The 25,171-nt window shown below is 74.1% G+C and carries 21 protein-coding genes and 3 tRNA genes; 11 read left to right on the forward strand and 13 right to left on the reverse strand.

The genetic code is table 11. The annotated features are described in order from the left end of the window. Nucleotides 1-177 precede the first annotated feature (177 nt). Together OG764_RS24395 and OG764_RS24400 are read right to left on the reverse strand one after the other, a co-directional pair. Nucleotides 178-1,617 carry an FGGY family carbohydrate kinase gene (locus OG764_RS24395; protein ID WP_328970558.1) on the reverse strand — a complete coding sequence of 480 codons (1,440 nt, stop codon included), beginning with the start codon at nucleotides 1,615-1,617 and terminating at the stop codon, nucleotides 178-180. Nucleotides 1,618-1,775: 158 nt separating this feature from the next. Beyond that, nucleotides 1,776-2,075, reverse strand: coding sequence for a YtxH domain-containing protein (locus OG764_RS24400; RefSeq protein ID WP_328970559.1), 300 nt, complete (start codon nucleotides 2,073-2,075; stop codon nucleotides 1,776-1,778). Between the two features lie 159 nt (nucleotides 2,076-2,234). Here OG764_RS24400 and OG764_RS24405 point away from each other — a divergent pair. From OG764_RS24405 to OG764_RS24415, 3 genes are all read left to right on the forward strand, one after another. Continuing rightward, nucleotides 2,235-2,307, forward strand: a tRNA-Asn gene (locus OG764_RS24405). 5 nt (nucleotides 2,308-2,312) lie between these two features. Then, nucleotides 2,313-2,385: transfer RNA gene (locus OG764_RS24410), tRNA-Asn, on the forward strand. Nucleotides 2,386-2,574: 189 nt separating this feature from the next. After that, nucleotides 2,575-2,648, forward strand: a tRNA-Ile gene (locus OG764_RS24415). A gap of 170 nt (nucleotides 2,649-2,818) precedes the next feature. Here OG764_RS24415 and OG764_RS24420 read toward each other — a convergent pair. The 3 genes from OG764_RS24420 to OG764_RS24430 form a co-directional block, all read right to left on the reverse strand. After that, nucleotides 2,819-3,976 (reverse strand): carboxylate-amine ligase, encoded by a 1,158-nt coding sequence (locus OG764_RS24420; RefSeq protein ID WP_328970560.1) that lies wholly within the window; start codon nucleotides 3,974-3,976, stop codon nucleotides 2,819-2,821. Nucleotides 3,977-4,196: 220 nt separating this feature from the next. Then, nucleotides 4,197-5,753 carry a phosphodiester glycosidase family protein gene (locus OG764_RS24425; protein WP_328973146.1) on the reverse strand — a complete coding sequence of 519 codons (1,557 nt, stop codon included), beginning with the start codon at nucleotides 5,751-5,753 and terminating at the stop codon, nucleotides 4,197-4,199. Then, complete coding sequence (locus OG764_RS24430) at nucleotides 5,753-6,481, reverse strand: peptidase inhibitor family I36 protein (protein ID WP_328970561.1); 729 nt, start codon at nucleotides 6,479-6,481, stop codon at nucleotides 5,753-5,755. Before OG764_RS24430 ends, OG764_RS24425 begins: the two co-directional genes overlap by 1 nt. 160 nt (nucleotides 6,482-6,641) lie before the next feature. On the opposite strand from OG764_RS24430, the gene OG764_RS24435 reads away from it, so the two are divergent. Beyond that, nucleotides 6,642-7,865 (forward strand): MFS transporter, encoded by a 1,224-nt coding sequence (locus tag OG764_RS24435; RefSeq protein ID WP_328973147.1) that lies wholly within the window; start codon nucleotides 6,642-6,644, stop codon nucleotides 7,863-7,865. Between the two features lie 386 nt (nucleotides 7,866-8,251). Here OG764_RS24435 and OG764_RS24440 read toward each other — a convergent pair whose 3' ends face one another. From OG764_RS24440 to OG764_RS24450, 3 genes are read right to left on the reverse strand one after another with little or no spacing between them, the layout of a single operon-like run. Further along, entirely contained in the window at nucleotides 8,252-9,652 is a 1,401-nt protein-coding gene (locus tag OG764_RS24440; protein WP_328970562.1) for a carboxyl transferase domain-containing protein, read from the reverse strand. Then, entirely contained in the window at nucleotides 9,645-11,108 is a 1,464-nt protein-coding gene (locus tag OG764_RS24445) for an acyl-CoA synthetase (protein ID WP_328970563.1), read from the reverse strand. Before OG764_RS24445 ends, OG764_RS24440 begins: the two co-directional genes overlap by 8 nt. A gap of 17 nt (nucleotides 11,109-11,125) precedes the next feature. Next, nucleotides 11,126-11,875, reverse strand: coding sequence for a LysE family transporter (locus tag OG764_RS24450; RefSeq protein ID WP_328970564.1), 750 nt, complete (start codon nucleotides 11,873-11,875; stop codon nucleotides 11,126-11,128). Between the two features lie 70 nt (nucleotides 11,876-11,945). Here OG764_RS24450 and OG764_RS24455 point away from each other — a divergent pair, with 70 nt between their 5' ends. After that, nucleotides 11,946-12,383, forward strand: coding sequence for an Lrp/AsnC family transcriptional regulator (locus OG764_RS24455; protein WP_328970565.1), 438 nt, complete (start codon nucleotides 11,946-11,948; stop codon nucleotides 12,381-12,383). Between the two features lie 248 nt (nucleotides 12,384-12,631). On the opposite strand, the gene OG764_RS24460 is transcribed toward OG764_RS24455, so the two are convergent. Both OG764_RS24460 and OG764_RS24465 read right to left on the reverse strand, forming a co-directional pair. Continuing rightward, nucleotides 12,632-14,527 (reverse strand): sensor histidine kinase, encoded by a 1,896-nt coding sequence (locus OG764_RS24460; RefSeq protein WP_328970566.1) that lies wholly within the window; start codon nucleotides 14,525-14,527, stop codon nucleotides 12,632-12,634. Then, nucleotides 14,524-15,561, reverse strand: a complete 1,038-nt coding sequence (locus OG764_RS24465; protein WP_328970567.1) for a rod shape-determining protein — start codon at nucleotides 15,559-15,561, stop codon at nucleotides 14,524-14,526. Before OG764_RS24465 ends, OG764_RS24460 begins: the two co-directional genes overlap by 4 nt. Before the next feature lie 231 nt (nucleotides 15,562-15,792). Between OG764_RS24465 and OG764_RS24470 the strand changes: the two genes are divergently transcribed. Together OG764_RS24470 and OG764_RS24475 are read left to right on the forward strand one after the other, a co-directional pair. Continuing rightward, complete coding sequence (locus tag OG764_RS24470; RefSeq protein ID WP_328970568.1) at nucleotides 15,793-16,512, forward strand: esterase/lipase family protein; 720 nt, start codon at nucleotides 15,793-15,795, stop codon at nucleotides 16,510-16,512. Nucleotides 16,513-16,622: 110 nt separating this feature from the next. Next, the gene (locus tag OG764_RS24475) at nucleotides 16,623-17,432 is read left to right on the forward strand and encodes an SCO2400 family protein (protein WP_328970569.1); all 810 of its coding nucleotides are present in this window, start codon (nucleotides 16,623-16,625) and stop codon (nucleotides 17,430-17,432) included. A 152-nt stretch (nucleotides 17,433-17,584) separates the two neighbouring features. Here the strand turns inward: OG764_RS24475 and OG764_RS24480 are convergent, their stop codons facing one another. Then, nucleotides 17,585-18,007 carry a MarR family winged helix-turn-helix transcriptional regulator gene (locus tag OG764_RS24480; RefSeq protein WP_328970570.1) on the reverse strand — a complete coding sequence of 141 codons (423 nt, stop codon included), beginning with the start codon at nucleotides 18,005-18,007 and terminating at the stop codon, nucleotides 17,585-17,587. An 88-nt stretch (nucleotides 18,008-18,095) separates the two neighbouring features. Between OG764_RS24480 and OG764_RS24485 the strand changes: the two genes are divergently transcribed. The 3 genes from OG764_RS24485 (at nucleotide 18,096) to OG764_RS24495 (ending at nucleotide 20,531) form a co-directional block, all read left to right on the forward strand. Then, nucleotides 18,096-19,115 (forward strand): NADP-dependent oxidoreductase, encoded by a 1,020-nt coding sequence (locus OG764_RS24485; RefSeq protein ID WP_328970571.1) that lies wholly within the window; start codon nucleotides 18,096-18,098, stop codon nucleotides 19,113-19,115. 64 nt (nucleotides 19,116-19,179) lie between these two features. Next, a complete protein-coding gene (locus OG764_RS24490; RefSeq protein WP_328970572.1) occupies nucleotides 19,180-19,605 on the forward strand; it encodes an organic hydroperoxide resistance protein in 426 nt (141 codons plus the stop codon). Between the two features lie 95 nt (nucleotides 19,606-19,700). Next, entirely contained in the window at nucleotides 19,701-20,531 is an 831-nt protein-coding gene (locus OG764_RS24495) for an EI24 domain-containing protein (protein WP_328970573.1), read from the forward strand. A gap of 544 nt (nucleotides 20,532-21,075) precedes the next feature. Here OG764_RS24495 and OG764_RS24500 read toward each other — a convergent pair. Both OG764_RS24500 and OG764_RS24505 read right to left on the reverse strand, forming a co-directional pair. Continuing rightward, entirely contained in the window at nucleotides 21,076-21,783 is a 708-nt protein-coding gene (locus OG764_RS24500) for a carbon-nitrogen hydrolase family protein (RefSeq protein WP_328970574.1), read from the reverse strand. Nucleotides 21,784-21,835: 52 nt separating this feature from the next. After that, nucleotides 21,836-22,417 (reverse strand): TetR/AcrR family transcriptional regulator, encoded by a 582-nt coding sequence (locus OG764_RS24505; RefSeq protein WP_328970575.1) that lies wholly within the window; start codon nucleotides 22,415-22,417, stop codon nucleotides 21,836-21,838. 197 nt (nucleotides 22,418-22,614) lie between these two features. Here OG764_RS24505 and OG764_RS24510 point away from each other — a divergent pair, with 197 nt between their 5' ends. Beyond that, nucleotides 22,615-25,152 (forward strand): beta-glucosidase, encoded by a 2,538-nt coding sequence (locus tag OG764_RS24510; RefSeq protein ID WP_328970576.1) that lies wholly within the window; start codon nucleotides 22,615-22,617, stop codon nucleotides 25,150-25,152. Nucleotides 25,153-25,171: the final 19 nt, after the last annotated feature.

The following is a 25,171-nucleotide window of genomic DNA, read 5'->3' on the forward strand; positions in this document are numbered from 1 at the left end:
TCTTCAACCAACGCGGTCGCCGATCCGCACTCTTTTTCGCAAAGCCGGTCCAAAGGCTGACCGTGTTCCGCCATCGGCGGAGCCCGGTTGACGCACCGCTGACGTGCCGGGCGGGCCGGGCCGGCCCGGGTCGGAGTACGCCGGCCGGAGCCCGCCGGCCGCCGCGGGCCGGGTCGCTCAGAACGCGCCGGGGTGGAGCTGCTCCCGGGTGGCCACGTACTGCTGGCGCACCGCCTGCCAGGCCGCGAGCTCCTCGCCCGCCTCGAACACCTGCACAGCGGCCCCGTGCCAGGCCGGCGGGGTGTGGGGGGCCAGCGTGCCCTGCCGGACACCCAGCGCCCAGGCGGCCTGGCGCGCCGCGCCGAGCGCCGCGTAGTCCGCCGGCTGCGGGACCACGATCTGCGTGCCGAACAGGCCGGGGGCGGCCGCCTGCACGGCGGGCAGCTCGGCCGCCGCGCCCAGCAGGAACACCCGGCGGATCTCGACGCCGCGGGTGCGCAGCACGTCGAGGGCGTCCACCAGCCCGCAGAGCATGCCCTCGAACGCGGCCCGGGCCAGGTGCTCCGGCTTCATCGAGTCGCGGCGCAGCCCGCTCAGGGTGCCGGCGGTGTGCGGCAGCTCGGGCGTCCGCTCGCCCTCCAGGTAGGGGAGCAGCACCAGGCCGTGGGCGCCCGGGGTGGACTGGAGGGCGAGCTCCGACAACCCCTCCAGGTCGGTGCCGAGCAGCTCGGCGGTGCCGCGCAGGGTCCGTACCGCGTTGGAGGTGTAGACGACGGGCAGGTGCATGCCGGCCGCGTCGGCGAGAGAGGTGACCATCCCGCCGGGCTCGGTCACCGCCTCGTGGTGGACGGCCATGACCGAGCCGGAGGCACCGAGCGAGACGACCGCGTCGCCGTGCCCCAGGCCCAGGCCCAGGGCGGCGGCCATGGTCTCGCCGGTGCCGGCGGATATCAGCAGGCCCTCGGGGGTGGTGCCGGCCGCGTCCGCCGGGGCGAGCACCTCCGGCAGCATCGCCCGGTGCCCGAGCGCCAGCTCCACCAGGTCGGGCCGGTACGCGCCGGTGGCCGGCGACCAGTAGCCGGTGCCGGAGGCGGCGCCGCGGTCGGTGGTGCGGCGGGCGGGCCGGCCGAGCAGCTGCCACACCAGCCAGTCGTGGGGCTGCATCAGCAGGGCGGTGCGGCGGGCCGCCTCCGGCTCGTTGCGGGCCATCCAGGCGAGCTTCGCCACCGGCTGCGCGGACTGCGGGACGCAGCCGACGGCCTCGGCCCAGGCCTGCCGGCCGCCGAGCGCGTCGATCAGGTCGAGGGCCGCGACCTGGGGGCGCTTGTCGTTGCCGACGAGGGCCGGCCGTACCAGCCCGCCGTTGGCGTCCAGCGGCAGCAGGCCGTGCTGCTGGGCGGACACGCCGATGGCCTGTACGCCCTCCAGCAGGCCGCCGCCGGCCGCTTCGCCCAGCGAGAGCAGCCAGGACTGCGGGTCGGTCTCGTGCGCGGTCGGTTCACCCTCGGGCTGGGGATGGGGCGCATAGCCCTGCCTCAGTACGGCGCCCGTGTCCGTGTCGCAGACGACGATGCGAGTGAAGGTGGAAGAGCTGTCCAGCCCGGCGACTATCCCCATGCCGGAGATTGTGCCGCACGGCCGCGGCCGCCCGGCGCCGCCCCGGCCCTCGGACGACCGCCCCGGCTGTCGGACGCCGGCACCGGCCTTCGGGTGACCGCTCCGGCTGTCGGGCGACCGCTCCGGCCCGCAGGGCGGCCGCCCGGTGCCCGGCCCGGTCAGGTGTTGCTCGTGCCCCAGTCGTCGTCGGCGCCGCTGCCCCGGTCCCGCAGGGAGCGCACCCGGCCGGTGACGGAGTCGGGGATCGCGTCCCCGACCTTGTCGCTCACCACCGCGAAGGCCTTGCCCGCGTACTGCCGGCCGGTCTGGCCCGCCGTCTCGGCGGCGTTCCGCACGGCCGGGTTCTGCGCGATCTGTCGTGCGGACTTTTTCATCTGTTCGTAGCGCTCCCGCCCCGCACGCGTCCCGATCACGTATCCGAGGGCCAGTCCGACGACGAACGTGAGCCTGTACCGCATGCCCTGCCACCCTTCGTTGTGCCGGTGTCCGGCCGCCCTGCGGAACGTCTGTCGATACCGATTGGCGGAGCACCCCCCTGCTTGCGCTAATCTATGTCTCGCAACGGGCACCCGCCCCCCGGCAAGCCGGAGGTAGGGCTGTTCGGTGCAACGCAGCAATCCCCTGTAGCTCAATTGGCAGAGCAGCCGGCTGTTAACCGGCAGGTTACTGGTTCGAGTCCAGTCGGGGGAGCGCGATCCCCTGTAGCTCAATTGGCAGAGCATTCGGCTGTTAACCGGAGGGTTGCTGGTTCGAGTCCAGCCGGGGGAGCGGAACGAAAGAGGGCCCCTGGTGGGTCCTCTTTCGTGTTTTCCGGCCCGCTCCCGGGAACCGGGCAGCACGCGGAACGGTCTCACCAGGCAAGCGAAGCCGATCATGCGGGGCATCCGAAGCAGGAGATCGTATGAGCGGCTATGCTGCGGCAGACGGCGCGCACACATGTACGCGCCACGCCGTTGAGGGGCGGTAGCTCAGCCGGTTAGAGCAGCGGACTCATAATCCGTCGGCCGTGGGTTCGAGTCCCACCCGCCCCACCGCAAGCCGCAGGTGCAGAAACGATCGCACTTGCGGCTTTGGCGTTTTCCGGGGCGCTGCCGTCGGTGCCGGGCCGGTCGGCCGCTCCCGGGCGGGTGCCCCGGCAGCCGGCCACCCGCCCGGGTGGGGCGGGCGGGTGACCGCCACAGGGAACCGGGCGCCGGCGGTACTAGACGGCTTCCGTGGCGTCCGCCAGGTGGTGCAGGACGTCCGAGAGCCTGCCGCGGCGGGCGTAGACGACCCGCTGCCGCTGCGCGCCCGAGCCCTCGTGGAGCAGCGCCGACAGGGCGTCCGCGGTGTGGTCGAGGTCGCCGGACGCGGCCAGGGCCGGGGCCAGCCGGTCGAGGAGGGCGTGCGCGAGGTCCGCGGCCGGTACCTCCGCGCCGGTGTACGGGTCGAGGCCGCAGCCCTCCAGCCCGTCGTGGGCCGCCCGCCAGCGGGCCAGGCGCAGGATGTCGTCGTGGACGGCGGGCGCGGGCGTGTCCGTGGCGATTTCGCGCAGCGAGGTCGCGACCAGGGCCCGGCCGAGCGTGGCCTGCAGCACGGCCGCGTCCAGGTCGGGCGACATGTCGGGGGCCCGGATCTCCAGCGTGGGCCAGGTCCCCGAGGGCCGGAGGTCCCAGTAGACCATCTTGGTGTCGAGCGCGGCCCCGGAGCTGAGCAGCATCTCCACCGAGTGCCGGTAGTGCGCGGTCGACGTGAAGTGCGGCGGGAGCCCGGCGGACGGCCAGGAACCCCAGGCCAGCGCCCGCCAGCTGGCGTGCCCGGTGTCCCGGCCGTCCCAGAACGGCGAGTTGGCGCCCAGCGCGATCAGCGTGGGCAGCCAGGGCCGCACCCGGTTGGCGACGGCCACGGCGGTGTCCGTGTCGAGGGTGCCGACGTGGATGTGCCGGCCGCACCCGATCAGGTTGTCGGTGAGCGCGCCGAACCGCCGGAACTGCTCCCGCTGGCGGGGTTCGTCGTGGTTGAGGGCCAGCGGCAGCTGCCGGGCCAGTACGGGCGAGGGGCTGGCCAGCAGCCGGCAGCCGTGTTCCCGGGCGGCCTTGGTGAGGATCCGCCGCAGACCGGCCAGTTCGCCGCGCAGCTGCTCGGCGGTGCCGACGACGGGGGTGGCTATCTCCACCTGGTAGCGGGTGCCCTCCGCGTGCAGCTCCGGCCGGATCCCGCCGACGGAGGAGAGGACCTCGGGTGCGACCGGCACCAGCCGCCAGGTGTGGGCGTCGACGAGCAGGAACTCCTCTTCCACGCCGAGCGTGAGGGGGCCGGTCCCGGTGTGCCGCGGGTCGGTCCCCGAGGTTCCGGATGTGCTCTTGCCAGGTTCGATCACTGCGCCTCCCTGGACATACGAGTCGTTTCATCATGAGCCGACCGGAGGCCGCAGGCGAACACCCTTTCGGTCAATCCCCGGTGAACAGCGGCGAGTTCCTCTGCGCCTGTTGTGCGAACAGCAAGCGCCGAGGGCCCCGGGAGAGACTCCCGGGGCCCTCGGTGCGGGCGGTGCCGCAGTGGTTCCGCTTACGGTCGCGGCCGGTCGCCCGCGGGGTGCGTCACTGGGGGTAGCCGCCGTCGCCGATGTAGAGCGCGTCGTTGACGTCGCGTTCGGTGCCGGGTGCGGGTCCGTCGGTGAGCCCGTTCTGGCGGGTCCAGTCGGCGGGCGCGCCCTCGCGGGTCCTGTCGCTGTCCGTCAGCAGGGTCGTCGAGCCGCCGCCGTCGAGGTTGACGGCGTCCATGACACCGAGGGACTTCAGCGGCACCGCGATCTCCGGGAGGAAGCCGCCGTCGGGCGCGTAGGCGCCGCGCGGCCCGGTGAGCGTGGCGATGAGCGTGCGTCCCTGGTCGTCGACGCCGAGGACGGTACGGGAGTCCCGGCAGAAGTCGGTGGCGGCGCGCTCCGCGAAGGTGGCCACCTCCTTGTCCTTGCCGTTCACGTCGTACAGGCGCGCGCAGGAGCCCCACGCGTACTCCACCGTGCCCTTTTTGGCCGCGTAGATGTTCTCGCCGCCCTCCACGAGCCGGGCGCCGCCGGAGAGGATGTCCACCGACTCGTCGAGGGGGATCTCGCGCGTGACCCCCTTCTCGTCGAAGCTGTGGTCGAGGACCTTCTGGGTGACCGTCAGCGTGGCGCCGGCCTTGTGCTGCTGGGCCAGCCAGTCGGCCTGGTGGTCGCCGATCGCCTGGAGGATGTACTCACCCCGGTTGACGGTCCTGCCGCCGCGCTCCGCCGACCCCTCGATGATCTTGCCGGCGGCGTCCAGGCGGACCTCGTAGCCGGGCTGGTCGTCGGCCGCGATGTGCTTGTTGACGTCCCGCTTGGGCGTCGGCACCTTGTAGGTGTCGTTGAACAGCACGAACTCGGTGGGGTCCGTGAACGCGCTGATGCTCTTGTTGTGACCGTCGAGGTACGGACCGACCTTGCCGGCCTTGTCGTCCGCGTCCCGCGAGCAGCCCAGGGCTCCGCCCGGGTTGCGGTTGACGTCGTCGATCCGCTGCGTCTCCTCCCCGTACGGGCGCTTCGCCTCATCCACGTTGCTGCTGACCGTGATCACGGCCTCCAGCGGGGCGAAGTAGGGCATGCCGTACTGGAGCACCACGCCGTTGCGGGGGTTGGCGATGTCGGTGGTGCAGTTGGCCCCGGTCAGCTCGCCGTCGCGGGCGGCGATGCCGAAGGTCTGGATGGTGTCCGGGGTGACGCCGGGAGTGCCTTCGTTGGCGAAGTAGCTGCCGTTCGCCCCGGCGATCGGGTCGTTGGGGAGCTTGTCCAGCATCGTGCGGACGGTTTCGCTGACGCCTGCCTTCAGGCCGTAGGTGCTCTCCAGTCGCAGGGCGCCCTTGGCGGGGTCCATCCGTACGATGCTCAGCTCGCGCGGGTGGGCACGGTGGGCGTTCGGGGCCGCCTCCTGGTAGCGGAAGAGCTCGACGCCGGGGGCGAGCACCTTGCTTTCCGCGGTCAGGGTGGTCCAGCCCAAGGCGGCCAGGTCGGGGGAGTCCGGCTCACCGGCGGCGCTCGTCGCACCGGGGGTGGCCAGGAGGAGGGTCGCGCTCAGGGCGGTGGCGACGGCGGCGGCGAGGCCGCGGCGGCCGGTGCGGGGGGCGGTGTTCTTCATCACGGGCAGACCGAGTCCGTTTCGCTGGTCGTGAACTTGTGCGAGCCGAACGTTCCGGCGAACTCGCCCGCGAGACTGGTGCTGTCGCCGCGGTTCACGCGGTACGCCTTGGCGCCCGAGGGGAACGTGCCGGACCAGGTGTGTTCGTTGTAGAAGCAGACCGCGGTCCCGGTGCGGTTGCGCACCGACTGCACGTTGGCCTCCCAGCCGCCCGCGTACTGCCGGTAGTCGATCGCGGTCTCGAACATCGGGCCGCGGCCGTTCTTCTCCCGGAAGATGCACACCTTGTCGTCGGTGCACCGCTCGTAGCCCGTGAAGCAGAGCGACTGGGCCGAGACCAGCTTGTGGGAGCTGACCTTGCCGGCCAGGTTGTTGCCGGCCGGGGCGCCGGGCGTGGCCAGCGTCGCCAGGTCGCCCTTCGCGCCCGGTGCGACGGCCTGGAGGGCGGCGCCGTACTGGGTGTTCTCGTAGAGGCAGGCCCACAGGGGGGTGTTGTTGGCGATCGAAACGGTCTTCTCGTTCCAGGTGCCGTCGTAGGCGAGGGCCTTGTCGCCGTCCTTCAGCGCGAGGCGCTGGGCCGATCCGGTGCCGCTCTCGCCGGTGTAGAGGCAGAACGTCAGCTTGTCGCAGTCCTCGTACGAGGCGCTAGCCGGCAGGACGAACAGCATGGAACAGAGGGCCGCGAGGGCTCCCGCGAAGAGGGAGCCGCGCAGAATGGTGATCTTCACAGCCGGGAAGTATGACAGTCGCATGGCACGGATAAGAACTTGTATTCGATAATCTGCGCACCGGTTAATGTCCGGTGTGACCCGAACGAGCTCTGACGAAGCGCCCCCGGACCGGCCCGCCCGCGAGCCCGACCCGGTACCGACCCGGCCCCGCGCGCGGATATTCGCCGACCTCACGCCGCTGCGCGAATCCGCGGACTACCGCCGCCTGTGGACCGGGAACACGATCACCTGGATCGGGCAGGGGATGACCTCCCTCGCCGTCTCCCTCCAGATCTACGACATCACCCGCTCCAGCTTCGCCGTCGGGCTCGTCGGCCTCTTCTCGCTCGTCCCGCTCGTCGTCTTCGGCCTGTACGGCGGGGCCATCGCCGACACCGTCGACCGGCGCAAGCTCGGCCTGTACAGCTCCGTCGGCGCCTGCAGCCTGTCCGTCGCGCTCGCCGGTGCCGCCGTGCTCGGCTTCCACCGCGTCTGGTTCCTCTACGCGATCGTCGCCCTCCAGGCGGTCTGCTTCGCGCTGCTCTCGCCCGCCCGCTCCGCGATGATCCCCAAGCTGCTGCCGCCCGGACAACTGCCCGCGGCCAACGCGCTGACCTCCGTCACCAACACCTTCGGGATGATGATCGGGCCCATGCTGGGCGGGCTGATCGTCGGCTGGTGGGGCTACCAGGCGGCCTACCTGATCGACGTCCTGACCTTCTCCGCCGCCCTGTACGCGATGTGGCGGCTGCCCCCGATGAGGCCCGAGCGGGCCGACGACAAGCGCGGGCGGGCGTCCGTACTCGACGGGCTGCGCTTCCTCGCCACCCGGCCGAACATCCGCATGACCTTCTTCACGGACATGTGCGCCATGGTGCTCGCGCACCCGCGGGCGCTGTTCCCCGCCGTCGCCGTGCTCTGGTACGGCGGCGACGCCAAGACCGTGGGCCTGCTGGTGGCCGCCCCGGCCGTGGGGGCGCTGCTCGGCGGCCTGTTCTCCGGATGGCAGGGCCGCATCCGGCGGCACGGCGTGGCGATCCTGCTGTCCGTGGCCGCGTGGGGGGTCGCGATCGCGGTCTTCGGGCTCAGCCGCAATCTCTGGCTGGGGCTGTTCTTCCTCGCCGTGGCCGGCTGTTGCGACACCGTCTCGATGGTCTTCCGGTCGACGATGCTGCAGACCGCCACGCCCGATGAGATGCGGGGGCGGCTTCAGGGGGTCTTCATCGTCGTGGTCGCCGGTGGTCCCCGGCTCGGTGACTTCCTGGCGGGCTCGCTCGCCGATCTCGCGTCGCCGCGGGTTGCCGTGACCGGCGGGGGTATCGCGTGCGTGGTCGCCGTCGGGCTGCTCGCCGCGCGCTGGCGAGGCTTCGCCCACTACGACGCCCGTACGCCCCAGCCGTGACGGGTCCCCAGCCTGACCCGCTGACTCGGGCGCACCCGCCGGCCCGACCGGCTGCCCTTCGGCTTCGCCGACGCCTGAGTGGCAACCCCTGCCCGGTGGCAACCCCCTGCCAGGGTGGCAACCCCCTGCCAGGGCGGCAACCTCCTGCCAGGGCGGCGACATCCAGCCTCGCCGGCGTTTGAGGCGCGGGTCCGGGCGGAGCCCGGTGCCCGGCGTCAGCCGGGTTGCAGTCTTGGGGCTCCGCCCCAAACCCCGCGCCTCAAGCGCCGGCGGGGCTGGAGATGGCCAGGCTGGAGATGGCCCGCTCGGGCTGTGGTGGGGCCCGCCAAAGCCTTCGCCTCAAGCGCCGGCGGGGCTGGAGATGGCCAGGTTGAAGATGGCCCCGCTCAGCTCAAACGCCGACGGGGCTGGGATTCTCCCCCCAGGGGGACTACCGCTTGGGCCAGGCCCAGGGAGACCAGGTCTTGGGGGCGTAGGCGGAGTTGGTCGGCGGTGAGGGGGGCCTCGGTGGGCGGGCGTTTGAGGATGGCCGTGGCCATCTCGGGCGCGATCACCGAGAAGTAGCTGTCAGGGGTGGCCCACATCCGCCCCGGCGCGGCCAGCGCAAGGGCCCCGCCGGAGCCCCCCTCCCCGATCAGCAGGGTCGTCACCGGCACCCGCGCCGCGGCCACCGCCGCGAACGTGTCCGCGATGGCCGGCCCGGCCCCCGCCCGTTCGGCTGCCGCGTCGTTGGCGGCGCCCGGCGTGTCCACCAGGGTCAGCACCGGGAAGCCGAGCCGGTCGGCGAGCCGGATCAGCCGGGAGGCGGTCCGGTAGCCGGCGGGCCGGGTGGCGGTGCCGCACTGGGCGGCGTACCCGATGGTCCGGCCCTCGCGGACCCCGAAGCCGCACAGCATGCCCGGGTCGGTGCCGCCCGCCCGGTCCCCGGACAGCGGCATCCGCAGCTCGAAGTAGGAGTCCAGGTAGGCCTCGGCGCGCGGTCGGTCCGGGTGCCGGGCCTGTTGCACGGCCGCCCATCCGGTCGCCGGCGGCGGTACTTCCCCGGCCGCCGCCGGGCGGTGCCCCCGGGCCAGCGCGGCCGGCGGGTCGGCGGGCACGGCCGGGCCCTCGGGGGCGGCGAGCAGGCGCAGCCAGACGGCGAGCGCCCCCGGCAGCTCCGCGGCCGGCACCACGGCGTCGACCTGCCCGGCCGCGTACTGGCCCTCGGCCGTGTAGGCGGCGGGGTCGGCGTCGGCGGGGCGCACCCGGGACCCGGCGAAGCCCACTTGGGCGCCCGGCAGGGCGAGGACCACGTCGGCGCCCGCGCCGAGGGTGGCCCAGCCGCCGCCGGTGGTCGGATCGCGCAGCACCGCGAGCTGCGGCAGCCCCGCGGCCCGGGTCAGTACGGACTGCCGGGCCACCCGCTGGAGCTGGGTGAGGGCGATCATGCCCTCCTGCATGCGGGAGCCGCCGGTCGCGATGAGCGAGACGAGCGGCAGCCGGTGCTCCCGGGCGTGCGTGTACGCGGCTTCGAGTCGGTCTCCGGTGCGCTCGCCCAGCGACCCCCCGAGGAACCCGAACTCGAAGGAGATCAGCACCGCTTCGCGGCCGCCGATGCGGGCGGTGCCGCAGACCACGGACTCCTGCTCGCCGGTTCGGGCGGCCGCGCGCTCGCGGGACGCGTCGTAGCCCGGCCACCCCAGCGGGCCGTCGGTGCGGACGGCCCGCGGCGGGGCGGGCAGCTCGGCGAAGGTGTCCGGGTCGGTGAGGGCCGCGAGCGCCTCGCGGGCGGAGAGCCGGTCAGCCATGGAGGGCCCGCTTCATGATCTTGCCCAGGTCGTTGCGGGGCAGCGCGTCGAGGTAGCGGACGTCGCGCGGCCGCTTGTGCGGGGCGAGCCGCCCCGCCACGTGGTCGGCCAGCTCCTGGGCGCCCGGCGGCGCCTGCGGGTCGACGGGCACGATCCAGGCGACGATCCGCTCGCCGAGGTCCGCGTCGGGCTCGCCCGTCACCGCGGCCTCGCGGACCCCGGGGTGGTCGAGCAGCGCGTTCTCGATCTCGCCCGCGCCGATCTTGAACCCGCCGCTCTTGATCAGGTCGGTGGCCTTTCGGCCGACGATCCGCAGGTGCCCGGCCCGGTCCCGGGTGGCCATGTCGCCGGTGCGGAACCAGCCGTCAGCGGTGTGCGCCTCGGCGGTCGCCTCCGGCCGGTTCAGGTAGTGGCTGAAGAGGTTGGTGCCGCGCACCTGGATCTCGCCGATGGTCTCGCCGTCGCACGCCTCCTGGACCGTGCCTGTCTCGTCGACGAGACGAAGCTCCACCCCGAGCACGGGCACACCGACGGTGCCGGGCCGCGAGGCGTGGTCGTCGGCGCGGACGCTCGTGTTCATCAGGGTCTCGGTCATGCCGTACCGCTCGATCACCCGGCGGCCGGTGGCCGCGGCGATCCGCTTGTGGTCGTGCAGCGGCAGCCCGGCCGAGCCGGACACCAGCAGGCGGGCCCCGGCCAGGGCCTTCACCAGTGCCGGGTCGGACCCGACCGCCTCGGCGAGGCGGTGGTACATCGTCGGGACGCCGAACAGCATGGTGGCGCCCGCTTCGAGGGCCGCGGTCACGGCCTCGGCGCCGAAGCGGCCCAGGTGGTGCGCGCAGCCGCCGCGGCGGAGCGGGCCGAGGGTGCCCAGGACCAGGCCGTGGACGTGGAAGAGCGGCAGCGCGTGGGTGACGGTGTCGGCCGCGGTCCAGCCCCAGGCGTCCTCCAGCGCGTCGAGGCTCGCGGCCACCGCGCGCCGGGGGAGCACGGCGCCCTTGGGCGGGCCCGTCGTACCCGAGGTGTAGATCACGAACGCCGGGTCCTCGTCACCGGCGGTCGTGCGGGACGCGGCGGGGGAGGCGGCGGACGCCTGCGGGCCGGCCGCGACGTCGATCTCCGTACGGGGCAGTACCGCCAGCGGTTCCGGCAGCTCCGCGCCGGGCGCGGCCAGTACGAGGTCCGGGGCGCTGTCGGCCAGGATGTGGGCCAGCTCCCCGTCGCCGGTGCGGGGGTTGAGCGGGACCACGGGGACCCCGGCCAGCAGCGCGGCCACCGCGCCGACGGCCGTCTCCAGGGTGGGCGTGGCCCACAGAGCGACCCGCCGGGTGCCGGAGATGCGGGCCGCCAGGGTGCCCGCGGCGCCGGCGAGCTCGCGGTAGGTCAGGACCCGGTCGCCGAAGCGCAGTGCCGGCCGTTCCGAGGGGGTATCCAGGGCTGGGAAGAGTGTGGCCACGGGATCACCCTACGGCGTCACGGCAGTGGCAGGGCGATCTTCACCGCATAGAGCGCGACCAGGCCGTAGCCCACCCGGAAGGTCCAGACGCGGGCCGCCGCGGAGATCCGCGACCCGGCGAACGAACCGGCCAGCACCAGGAGTTGCTGCCATGCGAGGGAGGCGGCGAAGACGGCGCCGACGAACACCGCGCCGGCCGTGCCGCCGGCCAGGGTGGCGCCCTGGGCGGTGGTGAGGGCCGCGAAGTAGAGCGCGGTGGTCGGGTTCACGGCGGTGAGCGCGGCGAAGCGGAGGAAGGTCCGGAACCCGCCGGCGGAGGTGCTCGCGGTGACGCTCGTGGTCGCGGTGGAGACCGTTGTGGAGGTCGTGGTCCCAGAGCCCGCGGCCGCGTCGGGGCCCGTGGCCGGGCCGTAACCGAGGCCGGCGGAACGGGATGCGGAAGAGGAGGGGGAAGCCGAGGAGGTGGAGGCGGGGGAACCGGTCGGGCGGAGGCCGTGGGCGGCGATGGCCAGGAGGATCAGGGCCGACAGCAGCCGGACCCAGGCCTCCACGCCGGACAGGGCCGAGGAGACCAGCGGCCCCAAGGCCGTGGCCAGCGCCGCGTAGGCCATGTCGACCACGGCCACGGCCGCCGCCGCGGCGGCGGCCGCCCGACGCGGCCCGCGCATGCTCTCCTGCACCAGCAGCACGCCGATGGCACCCACCGGCATCGCCACCCCCAGCCCCGCGGCCGCACCCGCCAGGGCGGTCGTCGTCAGTTCGCTCATGCCCCCAAGTAGGCCGCCGCCCGCGGGCGCTTCGGGCCCGAATATCGGCCGGGACTGCGAGAATCGCGGCATGGACCGCATCGACAGGGAAATCCTCGGCGTCCTGCAGCAGGATGCGCGGATCTCCTACCGGGACCTCGGGGTCCGGGTGGGGCTCAGTGCCAACGCGGCCGCCGACCGGGTCCGCCGGATGCGCCGGGACGGCGTGATCCGCGGGTTCACCACGCTCGTCGACCCGGCGGCCGACAGCGGCGGCGGACTCGTCGTCTTCATCGACGTCACGCTGCGGCTGGACACGACCAACGAGGACTTCGAGAAGGCCGTCGCCCGGATGCCGGGGATCACGGAGGTGGTCCACGTGACCGGCGAGCACGATTACCTGGTGCGGGCCAGGGCGGCCGATCCGGCCGCGCTGGACGGGTTGTTGCGCCGCCTCAAGAGGGAGGCGGGCGTTGCCCACTCCAACACCCGCATCGCTCTGCGGGCCGCCACCCGCCCGGCGCTCTGACCCCGCGGGGTTCCTGGGGCTCCGCCCCAGACCCCGCGCCTCAAACGCCGGCGGGGCTGGGGTGGTGCCTCGGGCTGGGGGTGGTGTCTCGTGGGGTCGGCGGGGCTGGGGTGGTGCCTCGGGCTGGCGGGGCTGAGGGTGGTGCGTCGTGGGGCTGGCGGGGCTGGGGGTGGTGCCTCGTGGGGCTGGCGGGGCTCGGGTGGTGCCGCGTGGGGTCGGCGGGGCTGGAGGGGCGTCGCGTGGGTGGGTCAGAGGGCGGACTCCCACGTCAGGGACGTGCCGCGGGTGCCGGTGCCGGTCAGGCCGTCGTCCTCGACCCGCAGCCGCACCCGGCCGGCGTGCGCGGCGACCTCCACCTCGATCGAGGTGACGTCCGTACGCCGGTACGCGGCCGCCAGCGCGCCGCGCAGCGCGGTCAGCAGCCGATCCGCCACCGGCTCGGTCAGCAGCACGTCCACCGCGCCCGTGAAGTGCACGGACGGCTGGAACCCCAGCAGCACGGCCGCGCCGCCCGTCTCCCGCAGCACCCGGCCCCGGAAGGTCGTCGGCGCGTCGGTGGGCGGCTGCTGCAACGCGAAGATGGCCGTACGCACCTCCTGGATCGTGGAGTCCAGCTCGTCCACGGCCCGGCCCAGCTCGTCCCCGACCGTGTCCGCGTCCGGGGCCGCCGCACCGCGACGCCGGGTCGCGTCCAGCATCATCTCCGTCGCGAACAGCCGCTGCACCACCAGGTCGTGCAGGTCCCGCGCGATCCGGTCGCGGTCCTCGTACACCGCCAGCTGCTCCCGGTCGTGCTGCGCGTCGGCGAGCACCAGGGCCAGCGCCGCCTGCGAGGCGAACTGCGAGGCCAGCAGCCGGTCCACCGCGTCGTACGGCTTGCCGCCGCGGCGCCGCGGCAGCGCCAGCGTGCCGATCAGCTGACCGCCGCTCTGCAGCGGCAGCAGCATGCTCGGCCCGAACCGCTCCCGTACGTGCGTGGTCATCCGCGGGTCGGTCGCCGAGTCCTCGACGAACACCGGCTCTCCGCCCAGCAGCTGCTCCAGCACCGGGCTGCCCGCCTCGATGGTGGTGCCGACCAGGTCGCCCGGGTCCTCCTGGGTCGAGGCGGCGACGATCTCCATGCCGCCCTCGGGGGTCGGCTGGAGCACCACGCCGGCCGCCGCGTCCGCCAGCAACCGGGCCCGTTCGGCCACGCACTCCAGCGCGTCCGCGGCCGGGCGGCCCGCCAGCAGGGCCGTGGTCACCGCGGCGGCGCCCTCGATCCAGCGCTCGCGCCGCCGGGCCGTGTCGTACAGGCGGGCGTTGCCGATCGCTATGCCCGCCTGGGAGGCCAGCACCCGCAGCAGCGCCAGGTCGTCCTCGCCGAACGGGCCGCCGCCCTGCTTCTCGGCGAGGTAGAGGTTCCCGAACACCTCGGTGTGCACCCGGATGGGGACGCCGAGGAAGCTGCGCATCGGCGGGTGGCCCGGCGGGAAGCCGACCGCCCGCGGGTCGGTCGTCACGTCGTCGAGCAGCAGCGGACGCGGGTCGCGGGCGAGCGCGCCCAGGACCCCCGACCGCCCGTCGGGCAGGTGGGGGATCCGCTCGCGCTCCTCCTCGGTGAGGCCCGCGGTGATCAGCTCGGTGAGCCGGCCGCCGGTCCGGCCCTCGGCCCCGGCGCCGGTCGCGGGGTCCGTACCGGCGTCGGGCTCGATGATGCCGAGCGCCCCGTACCGGGCGCCGCACAGCTCCCGGGCGGACGCCACGATGTGCTGGAGCGTCGTCTTCAGCTCCAGGTCGGTGCCCACGCTGAGGACCGCTTCGAGCAGCGTCGGCAGGCCGTGCAGCGCGGCGTCGGCGCCGCCGGTGACGGCGGACCCGGTGACGGCGGACCCGGTGACGGCGGACCCGGTGACGGCGGACCCGGTGACGGCGGACCCGGTGACGGCGGACCCGGTGACGGCGGTACCGGGCGGCGGTCCCTGGCCGCGGGTGCGGCCCTGGGCCCGGCCTTGGTTCCGGCCTTGGTTCGGGCCTTGATTCGGGCCTTGGTTCCGGTCCGGCTCCCGGTCCGGATCCGGGCCTGGTTCCCGGTCGTGCTCGGGACCGGCACCGGTCCGGGGTCCGGTGCCGGTCCCGGAGTCCGGCTGCGGCGGTCCGCTCATTCGGACAGGGGGTCCAGCACCATGGGGGCGATCTTTCCTTCCAGCATGGCGCCGAGACCCAGCACGGCGCAGACGTCCGGCCGTTCCGCGATGTGCACCGGCATGCCCGTGGCGTCCCGCAGCATCTGGTCCAGCCCCGGCAGCAGGGCGCTGCCGCCCACCATCATGATCCCCTTGTCGGTCAGGTCGGCGACGAGGTCCGGCGGGCACTCGCGCAGCACCTTGCCGATGCCGTCGAGGACGGCGGTCAGCGGAGTGTGGATCGCGTTGCGCACCGCGGCCGTGTCGACCTGTACGGAACGGGCCAGGCCGGTGGCCACGTCACGGCCGTGGATCTCGGTGGACTTGGGCCCCTGCCCGGTGATGCCGTTGCCGTGCAAGGCCAGCTGGAGCGGGCGGACCGCCTGGCTCGGCAGCATCAGCTCGTGCTGGTGGCGCAGGTGCTGGACGATCGCGTGGTCGATGGCGTCGCCGCCGACGGCGACCCGCTCGGCGGTCACGATCGAGCCCAGCGAGAGCACCGCGATCTGGGTGGCCGCGGCTCCGCACACCATGATCATGGTCGCGGTCGGCTGTTCCACGGGCAGGCCACAGCCGACGGCCGCCGCGATCAGGGTGTCCACGAGCTCGACCCGGCGGGCGCCGAGCCCGACCAGGGTCTCGACCGCGGCCCGCTGGGCCAGCGGGTCGGCGTCGTGGGGGGTGCAGGCGGCGGCCCGCAGCCGCGGCTTGCGGCGCAGTGCCCGGCGGAGCTTCTCGCCGAGCAGGTGGCGCAGCATCCGCTGGGCCATCTCGATGTCGACGACGGTGCCGCCGGAGACGGGGCGGACGACGCGGATGTAGTCAGGGGTGCGGCCGGTCATGCGCTCGGCGAAGGTGCCGACCGCGATGAGGGCGCCGGTGCGGGTGTTGACCGCGGCGACGCTGGGCTCGTCCACGACCAGTCCGGCGCCCTTGACGTAGACGCGGGTTCTCGCCGCACCCAGGTCGACGGCGACGTGGCAGCGGCGCAACTGCTCAAGGCTGACGGTCACGGCAGGTCCTCCCGAGGCGCTGACGCTAGGTGGGAATCGCGACCGGCGACTACCGATCACATTTCGCATCTTTTCGGGCAAAACGGACATGCGGCGCGTTGGGCTGGGCCGGTCGGGGGGCGAGGCGGCTGCGCCGAGCGGGTCGCGAGGTGCTGCACGGGGGTGGTCTTCTGGCGTGTCAGGCCCCAGCATTCCGCTACTACTCGTGCGTAACAAGGTAAGGGGGAGGCCGTGCTGACGGTCCGCCAGAGACTTCTCGCCCTGATCACGCTCCTCGCGGCGCTTTGCGCGCCGCTGCCGTCCCACGCCGCCGAACGGGTGGCCGTCACCCCCTCCGACCAGGCAGGTCTGCGCAATCCGGTGGTGTTCGTGCACGGTTACAACGCCGACCCCGGAGTCTGGGGCGGGCTCCGCGCCGACCTCCGGGCCGCCGGGTACGCCGACTCCAGCCTCTTCTCGTGGGGTTACGACACCCACCAGTCGGTCAACGAAGTGCTCTCCGGGCGCTTCGCCGCGTACGTCGACCAGGTCCGCAGCCAGACCGGCGCCCAGCAGGTGGACGTGGTCGCGCACTCCTTCGGATCCCTCGTCAGCCGCTGGTACGTGAAGTTCGGCGGCGGCGCCCCCAAGGTGGCCCACTGGGTCTCGCTGGCCGGCCCCAACCACGGCACGTACATCAGCTGGGGCTGCGTCATCTGGGACCAGGCCTGCCGGGACATGAGCCCCGGGTCGTACGTGCAGAAGAAGCTCGCGGAGGGCGACGAGACGCCCGGCTCCGTCGCGTACGCCACCTTCTGGTCGGACTGCGACGAGGTGATCAACCCGGACGGCAGCGTGCCGCTGGCGGGCGCGGCGAACACGTACGCGGGCTGCCTGAAGCACAACGACTTCCTGGGCCACGACGGCGTCTCCGCGGGCGTCCTGGCCTTCCTGGCCTCCCAGCCCGCCTAGGCCGGGGCCTCCCGGCCTTGCCCGGGAGGCCGGGTGGCCGAAAACGCACACAGGATCCTTACAGCCCCGGGACACCGTTGTTGCCGGCGCCCGCATAGCCTGCGGGCGCCATGGACTACTGCCACGCCTGCCGGCGGCACCTCAACGGCGCACTGGCCTGTGCCGGCTGCGGAACCCCCGCCGAGTACCTGACCGCCGGACCCGCGCCGGGCGCCGCCGAGCTGCCCGCCGTCGAGCTCGCCGCCCCGCCGCCCGTCTTCGCCGACTACAGCGGGGCGGGGCGGGCCGATGCCCGGCGGCGGCGGACCGCCGGCCACCGCAGGCGCCGGCGCGGCGCGCTCACCGTGGGCCTCGGGCTGCTGTTCGCGGCCGGCGGCTCGCTCGCGGTGGCCGCGCTGACCGTCGAGGGCGACCGGAGCGACCGGGCCGCGACCGTGGTCCAGCAGGAAGAGGTGGGCAGCCGGCAGCCGCAGGCGCCCGAGACCTTCGGCGCCCCCACCTCGCTGCCCGCCGGCCCCGGAACCGACACCCCCACGCCCACCGGGACGGCCGGGCCCGACGAGCCGGATCCTTCGGCTTCTTCGGACGACGGTCCGGGTGTTCCCGTCGCGGGACGGTCGTCGGCCGGCGGCGATCCAGGCGGGCCCGGAGCGGCGGCGACCGGGCAGGCGGAGGACGGGCAGCAGTCCGGGGACTCCGGCGGCTCCGAGGGGTCGGGGGAGTCGGACGACGCCGACGACGCGGACGGCCGGGGCGGCTCGGAGGAGTCGACCGGGCCGGACTCCGACGGCGACGAGCCCGGTGGCCGCCCGTCCCCGAGCCGGTCGGCGGCCGCCCCCGGCACCTCGCCCCCCGCCTCGCCGCAGCCGGACCCGGACCCCACGGAGGCCTGCGAATGGTTCCTGTGGTGGTGCGTGTGACCAGCCGGATCTGACCGACGGACCTGACCGACGGATCCGAGCGCCGGACCCCGACCGGCGGACCTGATCGTCGGATCTGGCCGCCGGGCCCGACCGCCGGATCCGAGTAGGTGCGTCTCGCCGGCCGCGCGTGACCCGGCCCGCGCCGGGTCCTACTGGCCGAGCATGCGCCGGAGCAGGTCCCGCAGCGCGGTCCGCTCGGCGGTGCCGAGGCCCGCGAGGGGCTCCCGGGCGAAGTCCAGCGCGTCGCGCAGCCGCTCGGCGGTCCGCAGCCCCGCCTCGGTCGCCACGGCCAGCTTCACCCGCCGGTCCGCCGGGTCGGGCTGCCGCGCCACCAGCCCGCGTGCCTCCAGCCGGTCCACGATCCCGGTGATGTTCGACGGTTCGCACTTCAGCTGCTGGGCGATCCGGCGCATCGGCAGCGGGTCGAGCGCCAGCAGCGTCAGGACGCGGGCCTGCGCGCCGGTCAGCTGGTGGCTGGCGGCGGCCTGCTCGTACTCCTCGTGGTAGCGGGCCACGACGGCGCCGATGAGCTCGACGACCTCAAGGGTCAGGGGGTCTGTGCGAGGGGGCATGGCGCCAGTCTATCGATTTACTTGACAACGTGAAATATCCAGGAGCATGGTTGTTTCAGGTTCTGAAGCATTCTTCCTTGGAGCATCCATGACCGACTTCCCCGCCGTCAGCCGCGAGTGGCACCTGGTCGCCCGTCCGCAGGGATGGCCGACCGCCGCGGACTTCGCCCTGCGCGAGGTCCCCGTGACCGCCCCCGGGCCCGGCCGGATCCTGGTCCGCAACCTCCACATGTCGGTGGACCCGTACATGCGCGGCCGGATGAACGACGTGAAGTCCTACATCCCGCCCTTCGCGCTGGACCGGCCCATGGACGGCGGCGCGGTCGGCGAGGTCGTGGCCTCCGCCGCCGAGGGCTTCGAGGTCGGCGACCACGTCCTGCACGGACTGGGCTGGCGCGAGTACGCCGACGTCGACGCGCAGCACGCCACCAAGGTGGACGCCGACCTCGCGCCGCTCTCCGCGTACCTCGGCGTGCTGGGCATGCCGGGCCTGACCGCGTACGCGGGCCTCTTCGAGACCGCCTCCTTCAAGGAGGGCGACTCGGTCTTCGTGTCCGGCGCCGCCGGTGCGGTCGGCAGCCTCGTCGGCCAGTTCGCGAAGATCAAGGGCGCCTCCCGGGTGATCGGCTCGGCCGGCTCCGACGACAAGGTCAAGCAGCTCACCGGGAAGTACGGCTTCGACGCCGCCTTCAACTACAAGAACGGCCCGGTGGCCGAGCAGCTCTCCGAGGCCGCCCCCGAGGGCATCGACGTCTACTTCGACAACGTGGGCGGCGACCACCTGGAAGCCGCCATCGGCGCCCTCAAGCTGCACGGCCGCGCCACCCTGTGCGGAGCCATCGCCCAGTACAACGACACCGCGCCGGCCCCCGGCCCGCGCAACCTCGTCGCCGTCATCGGCAAGCGCCTGCGCCTCCAGGGCATCCTGGTCAGCGACCACGCCGGGCTCCAGCAGCAGTTCGTGCAGGATGTCGCCGGCTGGCTGCGCTCGGGCGAGCTGAAGGCCGACGAGACGGTCGTCCACGGCATCGAGAACGGCACCGAGGCGTTCCTGGGCATGCTCCGCGGCGAGAACACCGGAAAGATGATCGTTTCTTTCACCCGCTAGGCTCACCTGGAACCGTCGCGATCGTGGGCGCGAGTCGCGGCGACAACCAGGAGGATCGTTTTACATGTCCATCCAGCAGTCCGAGGTTCTCTACACCGCCGTCGCCACCGCCGAGAACGGCCGTGACGGCCGCGTGGCCAGCGACGACGGCCAGCTCGACGTCGTCGTGAACCCGCCGAAGGCCATGGGCGGCAGCGGCGCCGGCACCAACCCCGAGCAGCTGTTCGCCGCCGGCTACAGCGCCTGCTTCCAGGGCGCCCTCGGCGTCGTCGCCCGCAACGAGAACGCCGACATCACCGGCGCGACCGTCACCGCCGAGGTCGGCATCGGCAAGAACGACGACGGCTTCGGCATCATCGTCAAGATCGTCGCCGCCATCCCGACCGTGGACCAGGAGCGCGCCAAGGACCTGGTCGAGAAGGCCCACCAGGTGTGCCCGTACTCCAAGGCCACCCGCGGCAACATCTCCGTCGAGCTCTCCGTCGCCTGACGGACGCGCCCGGCGTACGCGCCCCTGCGGCGCACGCGCAACGGCCAGGCCGCACCCCGCGTTCGGGGGTGCGGCCTGCGCCGTAAGCTGGCCCGATGCGTGATGTGGTGGGGGGATTCCGGTACCTGCTGGCCGGACAGCGATGGGTGGCCGGACACGGCCGTTGGTTCGGCTTCGGGCTGCTGCCCGGCCTGGTGACCCTGGTGCTCTACGCCGGCGCCCTGGTCGGGCTCGGCTTCGGCGCCGACGACCTCACGGCGTGGGCCACGCCGTTCGCCGACGACTGGTCGTCCCCCTGGCAGGACCTCTTCCGCGGGGCCCTGACCGTCCTGCTGATCGGCCTCTGCCTGTTCGTCGCCGTGGTCGCCTTCACCGCGGTGACCCTGCTCGTGGGGCAGCCGTTCTACGAGTCCCTCTCCGAGCAGGTCGACCGCTCCGAGGGCGGCGACGTACCGGAATCGGGCCTGCCGCTGTGGCGGGAGCTGTGGATCTCGGCCCGCGACAGCGTCAAGGTGCTGCTGCGGGTGCTGCTCTACAGCACCGGGCTGTTCCTGCTCGGCTTCATCCCGGTCGTCGGCCAGACGGTGGTCCCGGCCCTCGGCTTCTGCGTCTCCGGCTTCTTCCTCACCGAGGAGCTGACCGCCGTGGCACTCCAGCGCCGCCGGGTCGAATTCGACGAGCGGCTGCGGCTGCTCCGTGGCCGCCGGGGGCTGGCGATCGGTTTCGGCGTGCCGCTCGTCCTCGCCTTCCTGGTGCCGGTGGTGGCGGTCTTCCTGATGCCGGGGGCGGTCGCCGGCGCGACGCTGATGGCTCGTGAGCTGGTGGGTGAGGCGGACGCGGCCGCCGATGACGCGGAGGCTGCGGGCGACCCGCCGGCGGTGGACCTCGGCAAGGCCCCCCGCCCGGGCCCGAACCCGTACGCCTGACCCCCGAGCGACTCCCGGCTTCGCCGGGGCAGAGCCGACTCCAGCCTCGCCGGCGTTTGAGGCGCGGGTCCGGGGCAGGGCCTGGCGACCCTGCGCACCCTTCAGCCCCTCCGGCGTTTGAGGAGCGGGTCCGGGCAGGGCCCGGCGACCCTGCGCACCCTTCAGCCCCTCCGGCGCTTGAGGAGCGGGTCCGGGCAGGGCCCGGCGACCCCGCGACCCTCCAGCCCCTCCGGCGTTTGAGGAGCGGGTCCGGGCAGGGCCCGGTGCCCGGCGTCAGCCGGGTTGTCTTGGGGCTCCGCCCCAAACCCCGCGCCTCAAACGCCGGCGAGGCTGGAATTTGCCGCACGCAGCGCCGACAAGCCCGGGAGTTGCGCCCCCGGGCACCGGCGAGGCTGGATGTTGCCGGCCAGGCGGGGTGTGGCGCCAGGGCACCGGCGAGGCTGGACGTTGCGCCCCAGGGCATCGGCACCCCCGCAGGGCGGCCAGGCTGGGGGTTGCGGTGCCGGGGCGGCCTGCGGGCTGTGCGGGTCGCGGGTGAGGGCGGTCAGATGACCTCGGCGGTGACGACCATGGCCGTGCGGGCGTCCGCCTCGGCCAGGAGGGCACCGCCGGGGGCCCATATCGCGGCGCCGCCGCAGCCCGTCCAGGGGCCGGCCGGGCCCACGTGGTTGGCGAGCACCACGGCCATGCCGGTGTCCGCGGCGATGCCCGGGTAGATCGCGGCCCGTTCGGCGACGCCGTCGCCCGTCCCGTACAGCGAGCTCGCCAGGTGCACCCGGCAGCCGTCGGCGGCGCCGCGGCCGGTGAGGTCCGCGAAGTGGTTGTCGTAGCAGACCGCGAGCGAGAACCGCAGGCCGCCGAGGTCGAACCGGCCGTCCCGGCCGCCGGCCGTGAAACGTCCCTGCTCCTGCCGGTACAGGTGCTGCTTCGCGTACACGGTGAGCAGCTCGCCGTCCGCCCCGTACACCAGTGACGCGATCGCGGGCAGCGGCCCGTCCGTGCGGACCGCGCAGTTGACGACGGTGGCGACGCCGCTCGCCCGGACCGGGTCCAGCCGCGGGTCCTCGGGGTCCACCCACAGGGCGGGATCGGCGGCGAGGGCCCCGAGCTCGTAGCCGGTGAGGGCGAACTCGGGGAACACCACCAGTTCGGCGCCCTCCGCGCGGGCCGCGCCGGCCAGCCGGACCAGCTCGGTCACGTTGGCGGACACGTCCGTGGGCACACAGGTCAGCTGGGCGGCGGCGATCTTCACGGCACCCAGTCTGCCGGACCGCCTCGTGCGGTCACGGCACCGGGGGATTCCCCTAGGGCCGGGCCTCGGGGCCGCCGTGGAGCAGGGTCAGGAAGGCGCGGAAGGCGGACGGCATGTCGACCGCGTCGGGGGCCAGCAGCCACTGGTACTGGAGGCCGTCCAGCACGGCCACGAGCAGCGGGGCCGCGGCCTCCGGCGACAGGCCCGACGGCAGCCGGTCGCCGAACTCCGCCCGCAGGACCGTCGCCATCTCCGCGCGCACCTGCGCGTAGCGGGTGGTGAAGAACTCCCGGGCCGGGTGCCCGTCCGTGACGCTCTCGCCGAGCAGCGCCGAGAAGGTCTGCACGATGCCCGGACGCATGGCGTTGTACTCGACGAGCGAGGCCAGCAGGTCCAGGCGCCAGGTGCCGGGGGCCGTGCGGGAGCCGCCGGTGTCCCAGCGGTCGCGCTCCTCCAGGACCGCCACGAGCAGGGCTTCCTTGGTCGGGAAGTAGTGCAGCAGGCCCTGCTGGGTCAGGCCGACCCGCTCGGCGACCGCGGCCAGGGAGGCGCCCCGGTAGCCGCGCTCCGCGATGACCTCCAGCGCGGCGTTCAGGATCTCGCCGCGCCGCTCCTCGCTCCTGGCCCTGGCCATGCGCCCCGCACCCCTCTTCCTTCCGGGCTGCCCGACCCCCGCCGGCCGCCCGCCGTGCCGTGCGGGCGGTTCCGCTCGCCGTCAGGAGGACCGTACGGCATCTTGATATTACGAAAAGATAACATCGCCTACCGCTCTACAGGTAATCGCGCCACGATGGGCGGCACCCCGCACCGCACTCACCGAGGAGGCAGGCCGTGGCACGCGCGACCGACACCCAGGCCACCACCCAGGCCGCTCAGGCCACCGCCCGAGCCGACAAGGCAGCCCCGCAGGCCCGCGAACCCCAGGCCGCCGACGACGCGGCCGACCGGGCCCGCGCCGACGCCGTCGAGGCGGCGCTCGGCAAGCTCGACCTCGACACCAAGGCCCGCCTGCTCGCCGGCCAGGACATGTGGTCCCTTCCCGCGCTCCCCGAGATCGGGCTGAAGTCCCTCGTCATGTCCGACGGCCCGATCGGCGTCCGGGGCGTGCGCTGGACCGCCGACGACCCGTCCGTCGCGCTCCCCTCGCCGACCGCGCTGGCCGCCGCCTGGGACCCCGGGCTGGCCCGCCGGGCCGGCAGCCTCCTCGCCCAGGAAGCCCGCCGCAAGGGCGTCCACGTCCTCCTCGCCCCCACCGTCAACCTGCACCGCACCCCGCTCGGCGGCCGCCACTTCGAGTGCTACTCCGAGGACCCCTACCTCACCGGCGAGATCGGCACCGGCTACGTCCGCGGGGTCCAGGAGGGCGGCGTCGGCACCACCGTCAAGCACTTCGTGGCCAACGACGCCGAGACCGACCGCTTCACCGTCGACAACCGGATCGCACCGCGCCCGCTGCGCGAGATGTACCTCGCCCCCTTCGAAGCGATCGTGGCCAACGCCCACCCGTGGGGCATCATGACCGCGTACAACCAGGTCAACGGCACGACGATGACCGAGCACCGCTACCTCGTCAACGAAGTCCTGCGCGGGGAATGGGGCTTCGACGGCTTCAACGTCTCCGACTGGATGGCCGCCCGCGCCACCGCCGGCGACGTCCTCGGCGGCCTCGACGTCGCCATGCCGGGCCCGCAGACCGTGTACGGGCCCGCACTCGCCGAGGCCGTCCGCGCCGGTGAGGTCCCGGAGTCCGCCGTCGACGGAGCCGTCCGCAACGTCCTGCGCCTCGCCGCCCGCGTCGGCGTCCTCGACGGCGCCCCCGCCGCCGTCACCGAACCGCCCGCCACCGTCGACGGCGCGGCCCTGGCCCGCGAGATCGCCCGCCGCGCCTTCGTCCTCGTACGCAACGAGAACGCCGCGCTGCCGCTCGCACCCGGCCGGATCGCCCTGTCCGGCGCGGCCGCCCGCGACGCCCGGATCCTCGGCGGCGGCTCCGCCACCGTCTTCCCCGCGTACGTGGTCTCCCCGCTCGACGGCCTCACCGCCGCCCTCGCCGGGCACCCCGGCAGCGCCCTGACCTACACCCTCGGCGCCGACCCCTCCGACGAACTCGCCCCCGCCGACCAGGGCTTCACCCTCCGAGCGGTGTGCCGGGACGCGTCCGGCGCCGTCATCGGCGAGGGCAGCCTGCCCTCCGGCCAGGTCCAGTGGATCGGCGACGACCTGCCCGCGGGCGTCACGTACGACACGATGGCCGCCATCGAGGTCACCGGCACCTTCGTGCCCCGCGAGAGCGGCGAGCACTCCTTCGGGACCCGGGGCCTGGGCGGCTTCGCCCTCACCGTCGGCGGCGAGCGGCTGTGGGAGGGCGTCCAGGAACTCGGCAGCGAGGCCGACCCCTTCGAGGCGTTCTTCGGCGCCCCCTGCGAGCGCGGCCGCATCGTCCTCACCGAGGGCGAGCCGGTCGAGGTGTCGCTGCGCTACCAGGTCCCCGACCTGTCCGCGGTCCCGCTCAAGGCGGTCATGTTCTCGCTGCTGCACCTCGGCCCGCGCCGGGACGCCGACGAGCTGATCGCCGAGGCGGCCCGGGACGCCCGGGACGCCGACACCGCGGTCGTGGTCGTCGCCACCACCGAACGCGTCGAGTCCGAGGGCTTCGACCGGCAGGACCTCGCGCTGCCCGGCCGCCAGGACGACCTGGTGCGCGCCGTCGCCGCCGCCAACCCGAACACCGTCGTGATCGTCAACGCCGGCTCCCCGGTGGAACTGCCCTGGCGCGACGAGGTCGCCGCGGTGCTCCTGACCTGGTTCCCCGGCCAGGAAGGCGGGGCCGCCCTCGCCGACGTCCTGCTCGGCGCCGCCGAGCCCGGCGGCCGGCTGCCCACCACCTGGCCCGCCGCCCTCGCCGACGCCCCGGTCACCGAGGTCACCCCGCAGGACGGCCGCCTCGACTACCGCGAAGGCCTCTTCATCGGCTACCGGGGCTACGAGAAGGCGGGCGTGACCCCCGCGTACGCCTTCGGCCACGGCCTGGGCTACACCGACTGGACCTACGAGTCCCTGGAGGTCACCGGCGCCACCGCGCGGGTCCGCGTCCGCAACACCGGCGCCCGCCCCGGCCGCGAGGTCGTCCAGATCTACCTGGCGCCCGTGGACGACACCGCGGACCGCCCGGCCCGCTGGCTGGCCGCCTTCGCCGGCGTCGAGGCCGGCCCCGGCGAGAGCGTCGAAGCCGAGATCGCGCTGCCCGCCCGGGCCTTCGAGATCTGGGACGAGGCGGCCGGCGGCTGGTCGCGGATCCCCGGCGGCTACGACGTCCAGGCGGGCCGCTCGCTCGCCGACATCCGACTGACGGCCACCCTGGAGATCTGAAGGCCGCAGCCCCTCCCGC

This window comes from Streptomyces sp. NBC_00239, from assembly GCF_036194065.1.
Taxonomy (GTDB): Bacteria; Actinomycetota; Actinomycetes; order Streptomycetales; family Streptomycetaceae; genus Streptomyces.